The sequence below is a fragment of the Brenneria salicis ATCC 15712 = DSM 30166 genome, from assembly GCF_003315515.1.
GTDB lineage: Bacteria > Pseudomonadota > Gammaproteobacteria > Enterobacterales > Enterobacteriaceae > Brenneria > Brenneria salicis.
In genome coordinates this window covers 22,524-39,278 of record NZ_QNRY01000008.1, presented here as the reverse complement: position 1 = coordinate 39,278, position 16,755 = coordinate 22,524, and the positions used below count along the sequence as shown (strand labels likewise).

12 protein-coding genes and 2 pseudogenes are annotated in these 16,755 nt (G+C 53.8%); 10 read left to right on the top strand and 4 right to left on the bottom strand.

Annotated features, from left to right (window positions below):
- Positions 1 to 9: 9 nt before the first annotated feature.
- Both hydA and DES54_RS05715 read left to right on the top strand, forming a co-directional pair.
- A complete protein-coding gene (gene hydA, locus DES54_RS05720; protein ID WP_113865632.1) occupies positions 10 to 1,461 on the top strand; it encodes a dihydropyrimidinase in 1,452 nt (483 codons plus the stop codon).
- A gap of 50 nt (positions 1,462 to 1,511) precedes the next feature.
- The gene (locus DES54_RS05715; protein WP_113865677.1) at positions 1,512 to 2,804 is read left to right on the top strand and encodes a Zn-dependent hydrolase; all 1,293 of its coding nucleotides are present in this window, start codon (positions 1,512 to 1,514) and stop codon (positions 2,802 to 2,804) included.
- Positions 2,805 to 2,915: 111 nt separating this feature from the next.
- Here the strand turns inward: DES54_RS05715 and DES54_RS05710 are convergent.
- Positions 2,916 to 4,143: pseudogene (locus DES54_RS05710) on the bottom strand (valine--pyruvate transaminase).
- A 442-nt stretch (positions 4,144 to 4,585) separates the two neighbouring features.
- On the opposite strand from DES54_RS05710, the gene DES54_RS05700 reads away from it, so the two are divergent.
- Entirely contained in the window at positions 4,586 to 5,794 is a 1,209-nt protein-coding gene (locus DES54_RS05700; protein ID WP_113865630.1) for an aldose 1-epimerase family protein, read from the top strand.
- Between the two features lie 62 nt (positions 5,795 to 5,856).
- Here the strand turns inward: DES54_RS05700 and ghrB are convergent, their stop codons facing one another.
- On the bottom strand, positions 5,857 to 6,819 hold the full coding sequence (gene ghrB, locus DES54_RS05695) for a glyoxylate/hydroxypyruvate reductase GhrB (protein ID WP_113865629.1): 963 nt from the start codon (positions 6,817 to 6,819) through the stop codon (positions 5,857 to 5,859).
- Between the two features lie 191 nt (positions 6,820 to 7,010).
- Here ghrB and DES54_RS05690 point away from each other — a divergent pair, with 191 nt between their 5' ends.
- Complete coding sequence (locus tag DES54_RS05690) at positions 7,011 to 7,751, top strand: GntR family transcriptional regulator (RefSeq protein ID WP_113865676.1); 741 nt, start codon at positions 7,011 to 7,013, stop codon at positions 7,749 to 7,751.
- 33 nt (positions 7,752 to 7,784) lie between these two features.
- Here DES54_RS05690 and DES54_RS05685 read toward each other — a convergent pair whose 3' ends face one another.
- Together DES54_RS05685 and DES54_RS05680 are read right to left on the bottom strand one after the other, a co-directional pair.
- Entirely contained in the window at positions 7,785 to 8,801 is a 1,017-nt protein-coding gene (locus DES54_RS05685) for an ADP-ribosylglycohydrolase family protein (RefSeq protein ID WP_113865628.1), read from the bottom strand.
- Positions 8,802 to 8,951: 150 nt separating this feature from the next.
- Positions 8,952 to 9,515: pseudogene (locus DES54_RS05680) on the bottom strand (DNA-3-methyladenine glycosylase I).
- Between the two features lie 222 nt (positions 9,516 to 9,737).
- On the opposite strand from DES54_RS05680, the gene DES54_RS05675 reads away from it, so the two are divergent.
- The 6 genes from DES54_RS05675 to DES54_RS05650 all read left to right on the top strand — a co-directional run bounded on the left by DES54_RS05675 (position 9,738) and on the right by DES54_RS05650 (position 16,546).
- Entirely contained in the window at positions 9,738 to 10,544 is an 807-nt protein-coding gene (locus DES54_RS05675) for a sulfite exporter TauE/SafE family protein (protein WP_113865627.1), read from the top strand.
- 170 nt (positions 10,545 to 10,714) lie between these two features.
- Positions 10,715 to 11,659 (top strand): glycine--tRNA ligase subunit alpha, encoded by a 945-nt coding sequence (gene glyQ, locus DES54_RS05670; RefSeq protein WP_113865626.1) that lies wholly within the window; start codon positions 10,715 to 10,717, stop codon positions 11,657 to 11,659.
- A gap of 9 nt (positions 11,660 to 11,668) precedes the next feature.
- Positions 11,669 to 13,738: a glycine--tRNA ligase subunit beta gene (gene glyS / locus DES54_RS05665; RefSeq protein ID WP_113865625.1), complete on the top strand. Its 2,070-nt coding sequence runs from the start codon at positions 11,669 to 11,671 to the stop codon at positions 13,736 to 13,738.
- 698 nt (positions 13,739 to 14,436) lie between these two features.
- A complete protein-coding gene (locus tag DES54_RS05660) occupies positions 14,437 to 15,582 on the top strand; it encodes an iron-containing alcohol dehydrogenase (RefSeq protein WP_113865624.1) in 1,146 nt (381 codons plus the stop codon).
- Between the two features lie 41 nt (positions 15,583 to 15,623).
- Positions 15,624 to 15,815: a hypothetical protein gene (locus DES54_RS05655; protein ID WP_113865623.1), complete on the top strand. Its 192-nt coding sequence runs from the start codon at positions 15,624 to 15,626 to the stop codon at positions 15,813 to 15,815.
- Positions 15,816 to 15,829: 14 nt separating this feature from the next.
- Positions 15,830 to 16,546, top strand: a complete 717-nt coding sequence (locus tag DES54_RS05650; protein WP_240634940.1) for a DUF3053 domain-containing protein — start codon at positions 15,830 to 15,832, stop codon at positions 16,544 to 16,546.
- The last annotated feature ends 209 nt before the right edge of the window (positions 16,547 to 16,755 follow it).

Below are 16,755 nucleotides of genomic sequence, written 5' to 3'. Positions count from 1 at the left end.
GGGATAATGATGAGTCATAACCTGTTAATCAAAGGCGGTACGTTGGTCAACGCCGATCGGATGTTTCGTGCCGACGTCTTGTGCGCGGACGGCGTCATCGTCGCGGTGGGCGAGGATGCCGCGCGACAGGCGCCAGCGGATGCCGAGGTGATTGATGCGGGCGGCCAGTATGTGATGCCGGGGGGGATCGATCCCCACACCCACATGAACTTTCCGTTTATGGGCACCGTTACGGTGGATGATTTCTACAGCGGCACCGCCGCGGGTCTGGCGGGCGGCACCACGACGATTATCGATTTTGTTATTCCCAATCCGCAGCAACCCCTGATGGAAGCATACCGGGACTGGCGCGGCTGGGCGGAAAAAGCCGCCGCGGATTACAGCTTTCATGTCGCCATTACCTGGTGGGATGAAAGCGTCCATCGGGATATGGGGACGCTGGTGCGGGAAGAGGGCGTCAACAGCTTCAAGCACTTTATGGCCTATAAAAATGCCATCATGTGCGACGATGAAACGCTGATGAACAGTTTTCGCCGCTCGCTGGAACTGGGGGCCATGCCCACGATACATGCGGAAAACGGGGAAATGGTTTATCTGCTGCAACAGGAAATGATCAAGCGCGGCATTACCGGGCCGGAAGGCCATCCGTTGTCGCGTCCGCCGGAAGTGGAAGGCGAGGCGGCCAGCCGTGCGATTTCCATTGCCGACGTTCTGGGCGTGCCCATCTATGTGGTGCACGTTTCCTGCATGGAATCGGCCGACGCGATCGCGCGCGCCCGTGCGCGTGGTCAGCGCGTCTATGGGGAAGTGCTGGCCGGACATCTGGTGGTGGATGACAGCGTGTATCGTCATCCTGATTTCAATCAGGCCGCCGCGCATGTCATGAGCCCGCCGTTTCGCCCTAAAGCGCATCAGGAAGCGCTGTGGCGCGGGCTGCAATCCGGCCAGTTGCACACCACGGCGACTGATCACTGTACTTTCTGCGCCAGCCAGAAAGCGGCGGGCAAAGATAATTTCGCCAAGATCCCCAATGGTTGCGGCGGCGTTGAAGAACGGTTGTCGGTTATCTGGGATGCGGGCGTGAATACCGGTCGCCTGACGCCCAGCGAGTTTGTCGCCATTACTTCGGCCAATACCGCTCGCCTGTTCAATATTTATCCGCGCAAAGGCCGCGTTTGCGTCGGCGCCGACGCCGATCTGGTGGTGTGGGATCCCGAGGGCAGCAAGACGATATCGGCGAAGACACACCACTCGAAAAATGACTTCAATGTCTTTGAGGGCCGCACCGTGCACGGTATCCCGACCTATACCGTCAGTCATGGCGTGGTCGTGTGGGCGGATGGCGATCTGCGTGCGCAGGCAGGCGCCGGACGCTATATCAAACGTCCGGCCTTTGGCCCGGATTTCCAAGCCGGCGCGCTACGCGAGCGTTTGCTGGCGCCTAAGGCCGTCCTGCGCTGACCGCCTGTGACCGCGTTCCATTCAAGAGGAAAACCGCGATGAATAATGAGATGAATAGTGAAGTGTTATCGGCAACGAAAAAAGGGACGGATATTACCGATCTGCGTGTCGATGGCGAACGTCTGTGGCAGTCGCTGATGGATCTGGCTGTTATCGGCGCGACGCCCAAAGGCGGCGTGTGCCGGTTGACGCTGACAAATTTGGATCGTCAGGGACGGGATTTGGTGGTGAACTGGGGCAAGGCTGCCGGATTGTCGGTCGAGATCGATAAGATCGGTAATGTGTTTATGCGTCGTCCCGGCCATAATAATGCGCTGCCGCCAGTGGTGGCGGGAAGCCACATTGATACACAGCCGACCGGCGGCAAGTTCGACGGCAATTTTGGCGTACTGGCGGCGCTGGAAGTGATCCGCACGTTGAATGATCAGCGGATTGAAACCGAAGCGCCGGTGGAGATGGTGTTCTGGACTAACGAAGAAGGCTCTCGTTTTGTCCCGGTAATGATGGGCTCCGGCGTGTTTGCGGGCGTGTTCTCGCTGGAACAGGCGTATGCCGCAGTGGATGTGGATGGCAAAAGCGTGGGGGACGAACTGACGAAAATCGGCTATGCCGGACCGCAAACCCCTGGCGATCATCCGATTGGCGCGTATTTTGAAGCGCACATTGAACAAGGGCCGATACTGGAAGATCAGGATATTACCATCGGCGTGGTGCAGGCGGTGCTGGGTATTCGCTGGTATGACTGCGTGGTGACGGGGATGGAATCCCATGCCGGTCCAACGCCGATGGCGCTGCGTAAAGACGCATTACAGGTGTCCACCCGCATTATGCAGGCGGTGATCGCCATTGCCGACCGCTTTGCCCCTCATGGTCGCGGCACAGTGGGGATGGTGCAGGTGCATCCGAACAGCCGTAACGTCGTGCCGGGCAGCGTGAAGTTCTCCATCGATTTGCGCAATCTTACCGATGCGCTGGTGGATGAAATGGATGCCGCGTTGAAAGCGTATATCCAGTCTGTGGCGGCGGAAACCGGGTTGGATATTCAACTGACGCAGGTTTCTCAGTATCGTGCCGCGCCCTTTCATCCCGAATGCAAAGACGCGGTGCGGCGGGCCGCCGATCTGCTGGGTTATTCCAATATCGATATTGTTTCCGGCGCGGGACATGATGCCGTGTACGTTGCTGAACTGGCGCCGACGGGGATGATTTTTATTCCGTGCAAAGACGGCATCAGCCACAACGAAATCGAGTATGCCTCACCGGAGCATGTCACCGCCGGGGCCAATGTCTTGCTGCATGCGGTGCTGGAGACTGCGGGTGTGGCGGGGAGAGGGGCGCAGTAAAAGACCAGTAGAAGAAGTGGAAGTACAAGTAAGAGGCGGTTTGGTGCGCAAGTAAGTTGCGCGCCAAACAAATATGATGACGTCACCTCATGCAGAAAATATTCCGCACGCTTACCCGTGCGCCATCGCCTTCTCGATCTCCTCCGCCAGAATCGCAATCCCGCGCTCGATTTTGTCGGGCTCAGGCACGTAATTCATCCGCAGGCATTGATGGGCGTGCGGCCAGTCCTGTTCCAGACCGGGGAAGAAATAGTGGCCCGGCACCATCAGTACCCCGCGTTTCTTCAACCGCTGATACAGCAATTCCGTGGTGATAGGCAGATCCTTGAACCACAGCCAGAGGAAAATCGCCCCTTCTGGTTTGTGAATCAGACACTGTTCGGGGGAGAGGTAACGCCGAATGAGGGCGATCGTTTCACCGACGCGCCGCTGATAGAACGGACGAACCACTTCATTGGAAAGCCGCAGCAAATCGCTGCGCCGGTCCAATCGCCCCTGGCGACAGGCTGATGATGCCGTTCATGTTGCCAATGGCGGAAATGACCTTTTCATCGGCAATCACAATACCGCAGCGTGAACCGGGCAGCCCCAGTTTGGACAGGCTCATACACAGGATGATGTTGGGGTTCCACAACGGCGTGGCATCGCTGAAAATAATACCGGGGAACGGCACCCCGTAGGCATTGTCGATCAGCAACGGAACATTATGCTGCTGCGCCAGAATATCGAGGTGCATCAGTTCGTCATCCGTCAGTACGTTGCCGGTCGGGTTGGTTGGGCGTGAAACGCAGATAAGCCCGATATCCTCGGTGATCGACAGGTGATCAAAATCCACGTGATACTTGAATTGCCCTTCCGCTAACAACTCGATTTGCGGACGCACGGACACAAACATGTTTTCATCCAGGCCGGAATCACTGTAACCGATATATTCTGGGGCCAGTGGAAACAGCACTTTTTTCAGACTGCCATCGGTGTGACGACCGGCAAACAGATTAAATAAGTAGAAAAATGCACTCTGACTGCCATTTGTCAGAGCAATATTCTGTGGTCCAATCTGCCAGCCTAATTCATCCTGCAGCAGGTCAGCCAGGGTGCTGAGCAACGTATCTTTTCCCTGTGGGCCATCGTAATTGCATAGCGCCTCGGTCAGTTTCCCCTGCTCCAGCATCTCCTGACAGAGTTGCTGGAAATAGGTATCCATCGCCGGAATATGCGCCGGATTGCCGCCCCCCAGCATGATGGCTCCCGGCGTGCGCAGTCCCTCGTTCAGATCGTCCATAAGCTGGGTGATGCCTGCATGACGGGTGAATTTGTTGCCGAAAAGAGAAAAGTTCATAGTTTGTCAGTAACTGTTCATACATGGGTAAGTGGCAACCATAGCCTGTGCGCGGCCAGTGTGCAATGTGGCTTGAAATCGGCCATTTCATATATTTAACTGCTTTTCTGGTGGTGACTTAGCATTATTGTCTGAAAAGCGGCGGATGGTTCAGTCATTCGCCGCTGTTGTCGGCAATCTGCTGAACGTTGTCGTCATGACGGTGGCAGGCGCGGCGATTTTCCGGCCAAAAGCTGAATCGATATCAGGAATAGCCGATCCATTTCCCATTTATAGTGCAAGGAATACGGTGATATTTAATGTAATCGTGATCTTGATTGCGAAAAACTCGCAACAACACAGAATTTTTCCATCTGGTGATAGCTGTCACATTCTGGCAACGGACAGATTTGTAGTCTTGATTTGCATAAGCTAAATCAATTCAGCAATAAGGGATCATGAAATGAAAAAATTACCGGTGATGGGGATCGCATTGGCGCTGACTTCGTGGCAACTCTCTGCCCAGACGTTCGTGCTGACAGATGCTGAAAGCAGTGTGGAAAAGGGAAATTGGCAAATCAGCAGCGACGCGCTGAAGGTTAAAGATCAGCATTTCAGCATTGAGCAGACCGTCTTGCACGGCGGGCGTCAGGAAGGCAGTAAAATCATTACCATCAATAGCCAGAATGGGTTGAAAATTGTACTCAGCCCAAGCCGGGGTATGGATTTGCTGCACGTAACGGGCAAGAACATCCGTCTGGGATGGGATTCGCCGGTGAAGGAGGTGGTCAACCCGAATAGCATTAATCTGGAAAGCCGTAACGGGCTGGGCTGGCTGGAAGGCTTCAATGAAATGATGGTGCGTTGCGGCTATGAGTGGACTGGTCATCCGGTTGTGGATAACGGCATGATTTATACGTTGCACGGTCGCGCCGGCAACACGCCAGCCTCAAAAGTAGTGGTGGACGTCAGTGAAAAAGCGCCTTATCAGATAACCATCCGCGGACTGTTGAAAGAGAGCAGCTTCAAGCAAGCCAATCTGGAAACCTGGACTGAACTGCGTTATACCCCAGGCAGCACATCCTTTACCGTACATGATGTGCTGACGAATAAAGCGGACTATGCCCGTGATTATCAGATTATCTATCACAGTAATTTTGGTACGCCGATCCTCGAAGAGGGCGCGCGGTTTATCGCCCCGGTAAAAGAAATTTCGCCTTTTAATGATTACGCCAAGGCCGGGTTACAGGAATGGCAAGCATATAAGGGCCCAACCAAAGACTTCGACGAAATGGTGTTTAATCTGACGCCTTATGCCGATAAACAGGGCAAGACACTGGCGGCGCTGGTAAACCGCGCAAGCGACAAAGGCGTATCGATCGAATTTGATACCCGCCAATTGCCGTTGCTCACATTGTGGAAAAACACCGATACCGTGCGGCAGGGTTATGTTACCGGCATCGAACCCGGCACCAACTACGCCTATCCGGTTACCATTGAGCGGGAACAAGGACGGGTGAAACAGCTTCAGCCGGGGCAAAGTACCGAATTTGAACTGACTTACAGTTTGCTCGACAGCGCGGACGCCGTTCAGAAAACAGAACAAAAAGTGTATGCTATTCAGGGAGAGAATAAAACCACGCTGACGGAAAAACCGATTGCGGTTGAGTGAACCCGGTTTTCGGCAAGGCCGCCGTCGCGCAGCCTTGCTTTTTTCACCGCATTCACCACGCGCTATTTCAGCACCTGCGGGTTGACGCAGTTTTCTTCGACCGTGCCGGTTAACGCGGCAATCAGATTATCCACCGCGCAAGCCGCCATGTCATAGCGCGTGTCATGGGTGGCTGAGCCAATGTGAGGCAGCGCCACCACGTTGGGCAGGCTTAACAGCGGTGAATCCACTGGCAGCGGTTCCTTAACGAACACATCCAGACCGGCTGCGTGGAGGTTGCCGTTGCTGAGCGCTTCGATCAGGGCATTTTCATCCACCACCGCGCCACGGCCAATATTAATCAGGATCGCGCTGGACTTCATTTTGGCCAGTTGCTCGCGGCCAATCAGATTTTTCGTCTCAGTGGTCAGCGGCAGCGTAATGCACAGAAAATCCGATTGGGCGAGCAGCGTATCCAAATCGCAATAACGGGCGTCAAAACGTTCCTCCGCTTGCGGATGATGGCGACGGGCATTGTAGAGAATCGGCATGCTGAAACCGAAATGCGCCCGCTGCGCCACCGCCAGACCGATGCGTCCCATGCCGAGGATGCCCAGCGTTTTATGATGAACATCGGTGCCGAACCAATCGCTGTCGATGCCGCTTTTCCACTCGCCTGCTTTGACGCGTTCCGCGACTTCCACGACCCGGCGGGCGCTGGCCAGCATCAGCGCCAGTACTGTATCGGCCACGGTTTCGGTCAACACGGTCGGCGTATGCATCAGGACGACCCCTTGTTCATTCATGGCATCCACATCAAAGTTATCGTAACCGACGGAGATGGTGGAGGCGGCCCGCAGACGCGGCGTATGCGCCAGAAACGCGCTATCCACGTTACCGCCGGCGCCAAGCAAGCCTTCCGCCTGCGTCAGTGCGGGATGATCGGCTGCCGGGAAGTCATCAAGCTCAGTGACGGTGAAATGTTGATCCAGGCGAGCGCGCAGGTCGTCAGGAATTTTTCTGTACAGAATGACGTGAGGTTTCATCGAAAACTCCGTTATGGTTAGGGAGGCAAAGCGGCAATAACAGTGGGAATCATCGCGTAGCGAGCGGGAGACTGCAAGCCATACCTGTCCGACGTCAGTCTGCGGCGAGTAACTGGCGAGTGATTAAAGGGAGAAGCGCAAGGGGAAACGCGCTATGATCCCCGCACTTTTCCTCAGCCATGCAAGCAGAAATGAATGCAAACGATACGTTGATTGAACGTCTGCGTGTGCGCTTTACACAGACGGATAAGTTGCCACTCTACATGAAGTTTTCACAGACGATCCAACGGCTGGTGCAAACCGGCGAACTGGCGGGCGGCCATTTTCTGCCGAGCGAGCGGGCGTTTGTTCAGGCGCTGGGGATATCACGTATCACGGTGCGTAAAGCGCTTGAGTTGCTGGAATCGCAAAATATCGTCATCCGCAATCGTGGATACGGCACCTATATCAACGATCAATTGGAATATCACCTCTGTGTGGCGCAGGGATTTTCCGATCAGGTGGCATTGAAAGGGAAAAAACCAGGTTCTCGCTGGCTGGAAAAGGCCCGGATCCCCTGTGAACCTAATATTGCCGAACGGCTGAATATTTCAGCGGGTAGCCCGGTGTATATCCTCAAGCGTGTGCGCGACATTGATGGTGAACCTGTCTCTATTGAAGAGTCTTATGTTCCCGCCAGTCTGATCGACGATGTGGAGCAGATTGGCGTTTCGCTGTACGCCTACTTTCAAAGCCAGAATATTATCTTGCAGCGTACTCGTAGCTGGGTATCCGCCCAGACGCCCAGCCAGGAATTTATCACGCATATCAAAACGCCGGCGTCTTTACCGGTGCTGGTGGTTAGAGAATTGGCGTTTGATAATACCGGCAAGCCTATCGAATACAGCATTAATTACTGTCGTTCAGACATGTACGTGTTCTTTTCGGCGTAGCCCTGTGTCGCGCGCGGGTTGCTGAGTCGCCTATTATAGCGCTTGTTCCCGCAGCATTCTTAATCGCAGCAACTCACTGCTGTAGTGTTCGATATCAATGTGATTGGCTTCATCCAACTGCTGTTTGAAGTGCGGCGCGATGCTGCCTATTCCATTTATCGCACCACAGATCGCGGTCGCCATCGCGCCGATGGTGTCAGTATCCCCGCCAAGGTTGGCGCACAGAATGGCGCAGCGATTGGGATCGGTTTCGGACAACTCGACCATGGCGATCGCGGCAGGAACGGATTCAATCATTTCAGCGCCCGTACCAATCAGATCATAAACGTTTTGCAGCGCGTGTTCCGTATCCTGCATCGCCCTCACCGTCTGTAAGGCCAGTGCGATCCGTGCCGATATGGAAGGACTGTAGGTGGTGACGCGTTTTTCCTGTGCCGTTTTCGCGACAGCGGGAAGCGCATCGCTGATTTCCTGCCATGAGGCGCCTTTGATCCCTTTTGATACCGCCCAAGCGATGACGGTAGCGCCCGCGATAGCCACATCGGATTTATGCGTCGCGCTGGAAGCGAGTTCGACATCGCGGATGAAATCGTCCAGGGAATGGGCGGGCGCCAGACAACCTAACGGCGAAATGCGCATCGCGGCGCCGTTGGTTAACCCGTTGTTGTCCAGTTCACTGATATCGGTGCCTTGCTGTAAGGCGGTCAGCGCCAGTTTTGAGGTTGGTCCGAGGATATTTTTCTCGAATGCGTTGAATGATAACGCCCAGTGGAGGATATGTTTACCGATGGTGACCGGATCGATCTCGCCTTCACGTTCGATTAGCGCATCTGCCAGCGCAAGGGCCATGGCGGTGTCGTCGGTATATTCCGCCGTGTTGAAATAACAGGCGGCAATGTTTTCTTCAGGGCCGGGCAAAAACCGATCAATCCAGCCGAAGTGAGCTTTGATGCGTGAACGCGGCCATAATTCTGATGGCATCCCCATCGCGTCACCCAACATTTGTCCGTATAGCGCGCCGGTGATACGGCTCTTTTTATTGAATGCCATGGTACGTCCTTAATGAGATGCAATCATCTCGTCACCGTAATCAATTAACGCATAGCGTAACATCAAATAATACCAATGTAGTACCTTTGCACCGGACTTTTACGCTTTATTCGCTACCGGGGAAGGACGGCGATACGTAATCGGCCGGTATCACGTTTCTGTTTCCTGATGACGGAAGCAGTCGATGGTATGGTCGTTCACCAACCCCGCCGCCTGCATAAACGCGTAGCAAATGGTGGAGCCGATAAACTTGAAGCCGCGCTTTTTCAATGCTTTTGACATGGCATCCGAGGCGGCGGTTTTAGCCGGAACCTCGGCAAGCGACGCGGGACGATTCATCAACGGCTGATGATCGACAAACGACCAGATGAAATGCGAGAAGCGCTCTCCCTGATTTTCCATTTCCAGCCAGACGCGGGCGTTGGTGATGATGGCTTCGATTTTTCAGCGATGACGGATGATGCCGCTGTCCTGCAGCAGCAGAGTGACGTCATCCCCGGTCATGCGGGCAATGCGCTCAGGATTGAACTGATGAAAACAGCGACGATAATTTTCCCGCTTTTTCAACACGGTAATCCAGGACAGCCCGGCCTGCTGACCTTCCAGACAAAGTAGTTCGAACAGCGCCTGGCTGTCCGTGCAGGGTTTGCCCCACTCATTATCGTGATAGTCCTGATAGAGGGCATCCTGAGTCACCCAGCCACAACGGTTCATCTTGTTTTCCTATCATGCATTGGCCTGTCGGCAGGTTGTTATTTGGCAGTGTTGTTGTTATTGATAGTGACGTCGCCAACCATATGGCGCGATCATGACATTTGAAGTGCTGTATAAGCAACCAGCTTTTTATATTACGGATCACAGATATCATGCTGCCAACGTGAGCGTATTAAGCTGTCCTGCAAAAACGATAACGTATGACTGATTGGGGAACGGGGAATGGCGGTTGAGTGGGTTTTTGCCTATCTGATGTTAGGCGCGGTAGTGGGTTTTATGGCCGGATTACTGGGGATTGGCGGTGGTGGCATCATGGTGCCGATACTTACCGCGATGTTTGCGGCCCAGGGCGTGCAGAATGAGCATCTGGTGCATATGGCGTTGGGAACCTCAATGGCGGCGATTGTGGTGACGGCGATCTCCAGTCTGCGCACGCATCATCAGCATCAGGCGGTGTTGTGGCCTGTCGTCTGGCGTATTTCGCCGGCTATCCTGCTCGGTACGTTCGCCGCCACCTGGCTGGCGACGCTGTTGCCGACGCGGGCGCTGGCGATATTTTTTTCCTGCTTTATGGCCTACGTTTCCCTGCAAATGGTGTTGAACATGAAGCCTAAGCCGCAGCGTCAGTTGCCCGGCACGGCGGGGATTTCGCTGGCTGGCCTGGTGATCGGCGGCATTTCCGCGCTGGTGGCGATTGGCGGCGGTTCGCTGACGGTGCCGTTTCTTACCTGGTGTAACGTGCGTATTCAACAGGCGATAGGCACCTCGGCGGCGGTTGGATTGCCTATCGCGCTGTCCGGGGCGTTGGGATATATGATCAACGGCTGGTCGACGACCGGACTGCCGGCATACTCTGTGGGCTATGTCTCGCTGCCGGCGGTCGTGTTGATTTCCGCCGTCAGCTATTTCACCGCGCCGGTCGGGGCGCGGCTGGCGCATCGTCTGCCGGTGGCGACCCTGAAGAAAGCGTTTGCGGCTTTGCTGCTACTGTTAAGCCTGAAGATGTTGCACACCGTGTTTATGGGGTAAACCTTGCGGGCGTCATGCTTGTGGGCGTAATTAAGCGCGGGCGACCCTTGCCCGCATGAAAAATCATCACCGATATGAACTTGTTGCCGCATTCTGGCTGTATATCTTGCACTCAGAGGGTATACTGGCGCATTCATTGTAAACCCACTTGTATCGCGTGCGAATCCAACATGCAAAAGTTTGATACCAAGACCTTTCAGGGCCTGATCCTGACATTACAGGATTACTGGGCGCGCCAGGGCTGCACCATTGTCCAACCGCTGGACATGGAAGTCGGCGCCGGCACTTCACATCCGATGACCTGTCTGCGGGCGCTAGGCCCAGAGCCGATGGCCGCCGCTTATGTGCAACCTTCGCGTCGTCCTACCGATGGCCGTTACGGTGAAAACCCGAACCGCCTGCAGCACTACTACCAGTTTCAGGTGGTGATTAAGCCATCACCCGATAATATTCAGGAACTCTATCTTGGCTCCCTGAAAGCGTTGGGGATGGACCCGACTATCCATGACATTCGTTTCGTGGAAGACAACTGGGAAAACCCGACGCTGGGCGCCTGGGGGCTGGGCTGGGAAGTGTGGCTGAACGGCATGGAAGTGACGCAGTTCACCTACTTCCAGCAGGTGGGTGGTCTGGAGTGTAAACCGGTTACCGGTGAGATTACTTACGGTCTGGAACGTCTGGCGATGTACATTCAGGGCGTGGACAGCGTTTACGATCTGATCTGGAGCGACGGCCCGCTGGGTAAAACCACTTACGGCGATGTGTTCCATCAGAATGAAGTCGAGCAATCGACCTATAACTTCGAATACGCCGATGTCGATTTCCTGTTTAGCTGTTTTGAACAATATGAAAAAGAGGCGCAGCATCTGCTGGCGCTGGAAAAACCGCTGCCTTTACCGGCTTACGAACGCATTTTGAAAGCGGCGCACAGCTTTAACCTGCTGGATGCGCGTAAAGCGATTTCCGTTACCGAGCGTCAGCGCTACATCCTGCGTATTCGTACCCTGACCAAAGCGGTAGCGGAAGCCTATTACGCGTCCCGCGAAGCACTGGGCTTCCCTATGTGTCATAAAAATGAGTGCAATAAAACCGTGTGCAATAAGAAAGAGTGCTAAGAGGCAGCCATGACTGACAAGACTTTTCTGGTGGAAATCGGCACGGAAGAGCTGCCGCCGAAAGCTCTGCGTAATCTGGCGGAATCATTTGCCGCCCACTTTACCGCCGAACTGGATGCAGCCGGATTGACGCATGGCGAGGTACGCTGGTTTGCAGCGCCGCGCCGTCTGGCACTGAAAGTGGCGGCGTTGAGCGCCTCGCAGCCGGATCGTGAAATAGAAAAACGCGGCCCGGCGCTAGCGCAGGCGTTCGACGCCGATGGCAAACCGACCAAAGCCGCTGAAGGTTGGGCGCGTGGTTGCGGCATCACGGTTTCTCAGGCGGAGCGTCTGACAACCGATAAAGGCGAGTGGTTGCTCTACCGTGCGCAGGTGAAAGGCGAGCAGGCGCAGGCCTTGCTGACCGCGATGGTGAACGCGGCGCTGGCGAAGCTGCCGGTGCCGAAACTGATGCGCTGGGGCGACAAGGAAACGCAGTTTGTGCGTCCGGTGCATACGGTGACCCTGCTGCTGGGCGACGAACTGATCCCAGGTCAGGTGCTGGGCATCGAGTCCGCCCGCACCATCCGTGGTCACCGTTTTATGGGTGAAGCGCAATTCACTATCGATAATGCCGATCAGTATCCTGAAATTCTGCTGACGCGCGGCAAAGTCATGGCGGATTACGAACGTCGCAAAGCCAAAATCAAGGCCGATGCCGAAGAAGCGGCGCGTAAAATTGGCGGTAATGCCGATCTGAGCGACAGCCTGCTGGAAGAAGTCGCCTCGCTGGTGGAATGGCCGGTGGTGCTGACGGCGAAATTTGAAGAAAAATTCCTCGCGGTGCCATCCGAAGCGTTGGTGTATACCATGAAGGGCGACCAGAAATACTTCCCGGTCTATGACCCTAGCGGCAAACTGCTGCCAAACTTCATTTTTGTCGCCAACATCGAATCCAGTGATCCGCAACAGATTATCTCCGGTAATGAAAAGGTGGTGCGTCCGCGTCTGGCGGATGCCGAATTCTTTTTCAACACCGACCGTAAAAAGCGGCTGGAAGATCATCTGCCGCGTCTGGAAACCGTCCTGTTCCAGCAACAACTGGGGACGCTGCGCGATAAAACCGATCGTATTCAGGCCCTGGCCGGTTGGGTCGCCGCGCGGATTGGGGCGGATGTGGATCACGCCACCCGCGCCGGTCTGCTGTCCAAGTGCGATCTGATGACCAACATGGTGTTTGAATTCACCGATACCCAAGGCGTGATGGGGATGCACTATGCGCGTCACGATGGCGAGCCGGAAGCGGTGGCCGTCGCGCTGAACGAACAGTATCAACCGCGTTTTGCCGGCGACGCCCTGCCGTCTTCTTCCGTCGCCTGCGCGCTGGCGATCGCCGACAAAATGGATACGCTGGCCGGAATTTTTGGCATCGGTCAGCATCCGAAAGGCGACAAAGATCCGTTTGCCTTGCGCCGTGCGGCGTTGGGGGTATTGCGTATCATCGTCGAGAAGCATTTGCCGCTGGATTTACAGACCCTGACGGAAGAGGCCGTGCATCTGTACGGCGACAAGCTGACTAACGCCAAGGTAGTGGATGATGTGATTGAGTTTATGCTTGGTCGTTTCCGCGCCTGGTATCAGGAAGAAGGTCACAGCGTGGATACCATTCAGGCGGTATTGGCGCGTCGTCCGACCCGTCCGGCGGATTTTGACGCCAGAGTGAAGGCGGTCAGTCACTTCCGCACGTTGGACGCGGCGGCGGCGCTGGCAGCCGCCAACAAGCGGGTTTCCAATATTCTGGCCAAGTCCAGCGATTCGCTGAAAGAGAATGTGGATGCGTCCGTATTGAAAGATCCGGCGGAAATCACGCTGGCGACGCACGTGGTGGTGCTGACGGATAAACTCCAACCGCTGTTTGCCGCCGGTCAATATCAGGAAGCGTTGGCGGAACTGGCTTCTCTGCGCGAACCGGTTGACGCGTTCTTCGATCAGGTGATGGTGATGGCGGAGGATGAGCAACTGCGGATTAATCGTCTGACGTTGCTCAGCAAATTGCGGGAATTGTTCTTGCAGGTTGCGGATATTTCGCTGCTCCAGTAAGCGTTTCGCGCTCCCTCTTCAGGATGAAGGGGGAGCTTTATCGTTCCGTTGTGATTAAATAAGATTGGTTGGCGCTAGGATTTTGATTACAAGAAGAATTAGAAGGATATTAAATCTCATCAATGCTCGTCTGATTGAATTCGTTAATTTAATGATATTGAAAATAATGATGGAAATTTTTTAACCGGGAGAAAAATAAATCTCTGCCCAGAAATGTTATGACTCCCTGAGTGTATTATTGCGACATTAACACATGAATATAAATTAAATATCATTACATTAACGCAAGATAACCGTTAGTATATCATTTCTTCAACAATGCGATAATTATTTTTCTGTATATCAATCATTACTGTCTAATCTAATACATATCCTGAATTAACTTGTGGTTTTTTATGCTGTTTCATATTTTGTGAAATAGAATGAAGATCACAATCTTCAGCCAATGGCGAGCTTATACTGAAAATAGTTTCTGGTTAGGGTCAATGTGCGTTGAAAGATTATTGAAATAAATAAAGTTAATTATTTTATTTATTAAATGGCTATTGATTAAGATGCAGAAAGAGGGTTCTTTATTGGTTCCGCATAACAAAAAGACAATGAAATAATAATCTAAGAATGCTGCGCTGATAACGTCGTTACGCTCTGTCTGCTGTAATACGCTTAATAGAATTTATTATTAATTACAGGGGATTATTATGACTTCAATTAACTTTTCCATTCCGCGTGATATTACCTACGATGAAAATGCGCTGCAACGGCTCGCTACTCTGCGCGGACGCAAGGCGGTGATCGTGACCGGCGGTAGTTCAATGAAAAGACACGGTTTTCTGGCGCGTACCGAGCAACTGCTCAATCAGGCCGGGATGCCGTGTCTGATTATCGACAATGTTGAACCCAATCCTTCGCTTGCCACAGTACAACGTGGGGCGCAAGCCATGTTGGAATTTGAACCGGATTGGATCGTGGCGCTCGGCGGCGGTTCCGCCATTGATGCGGCAAAAGTCATGTGGTGCTTCTATGAGCATCCGCATCTGACGCTGGAAGATATTTTACCGGTCGGCGCCATGCCAGCGCTGCGTAATAAAGCCAAATTTGTCGCCATTCCCTCCACCAGCGGTTCCGCGTCGGAAATTACCGCTTTTTCCGTGATTACCGATACCGAAAGCCATATTAAATATCCTGTCGTGGCAGCCGACATGGTGCCGGATATCGCGATCCTCGATCCGGCAATCCCGGCGACTTGCCCGCCGCACATCACCGCCTATTCGGGCATGGATGTCCTGACTCATGCCCTGGAAGCCTATGTGTCCACGGCCGCCACATCATTTACCGACCCTTATGCGCTGGAAGCGATTCGGCTGGTTTTTGAGAATCTGGAAACCGCGTATCTGTCGCCGGATAATATGCAGGCGCGTTATCACATGCATAATGCGTCGGCGCTGGCAGGAATTGCTTTTACCAACGCGTCGCTGGGGATTATTCATTCGCTGGCGCATAAACTGGGCGGTGAGTTCGGCGTCACTCATGGGTTGGCCAACGCCATTTTGCTGCCTTACGTCATCCAATATAACCGCCACTGGACCAACAAATATCAGCAGATCGAAAAGCGTTTCGGCATCCTTAATCTGGCCGCTGCCGTGCGGGATCTGAGCCGGCGGTTAAACATTCCCGACACCTTGCGGCAGTGTGATGAAGTGGATTTCTGCGAAGAGAAATTCACCCAGGTGCTCGATCGGATGAGCAGCAATGCGCTGGCTGATCCCTGTACTTTAACCAATCCCGGTAATCCGCAGGTGGAAGACATGCGGAAACTGTACACCGTCGCGTATTACGGGAAATAATTTTTACCTGTTGCTCTCGGGGATAATAGCCGGGAGCAATGATGCCAAAATCAACGGCGATCAGCCTGCTGGGTGATCGCCGTTTTGACTTGCGTGCGCCCATCCCGCCGGGCCATCCGGCACCTTGCGGTGCCATCGCCCGCCATAACCTGACGTTAAGTGAACTGCATCCCGGCACAGGTGATGTGATCCGACTATGCTTAACCGTAACGGGGCGAACATTGGGCATGTAAAACAGGAGCATGGAATGAGGCAAGTGATGGAATATCGCACACGCTGGCTGTGGCCGGTTTTGGTCTTTTTTATGGCGTTACAAATTGCGGGGTGCGGCGATAGCGAGTCTGATCAGCGCAAGGCCTTTACGGACTTCGTACAGAATGTCCAATTGCAAGCGGATGGCAAACTGCCTGCGCTGACAGAAGAGCAAAAGAAAAACTTCGGGCCATTTGTTAATGATTACGCGATTTTGACCACATTTTCCCAGCAGTTTACTCAGTCTGTGGCAGACAGCCTGACGCCAATGTTGGCGCAGGTTTCCCAGATTAGGGAGCCAAGGGATTATTTGTCTCAACGTGACGCGCTACGTCAATCCATTGGCGCCATCAATATGCTGGGGCAGCGCGTCCAGGCGGCAAAAGCGCAGGCGGATAATGCCCGCCGCGCACTCAAACAACCGGAAGAATTACAGGTTGGTTACGATCGGTTATATCAGCGTGTGGTGATGCAGCCGACCAACACATTGTTGCCGATTATCCCTAACGTGATCGCCTTTGCCCAGAACCTGATACAAGTGGGGGATTATTTGCAGGCGCAAGGCGATCAAGTGATTTTCAACGGGGCCTCGGTTCAATTTTATACGCCACAGCAGGTCGCTCAGTACAACGGCATGGTGTCGGGATTGCCTACGCAGCAACAGAACCTGTTGAATGCGCTTAAGTCACTGGGGGTCGCCGTCACGCCGTGAGCGCGATGGTCTGAAGGGGGAAAATTTCCCGTGAAGCGAAAATTTATTGTGATATGAATCACATAAATGGAACGAAGTTACCGTATAAAAATGTGATATTGATCACAAAATTAAACCAGTCGCACGTGCAAATAGCATTGTATTTGCGGTGTTTAATGCTTTTTTGTGAAGTAAGTCACCTATTTGTGGCGATGATGTAGGGTGGTTGT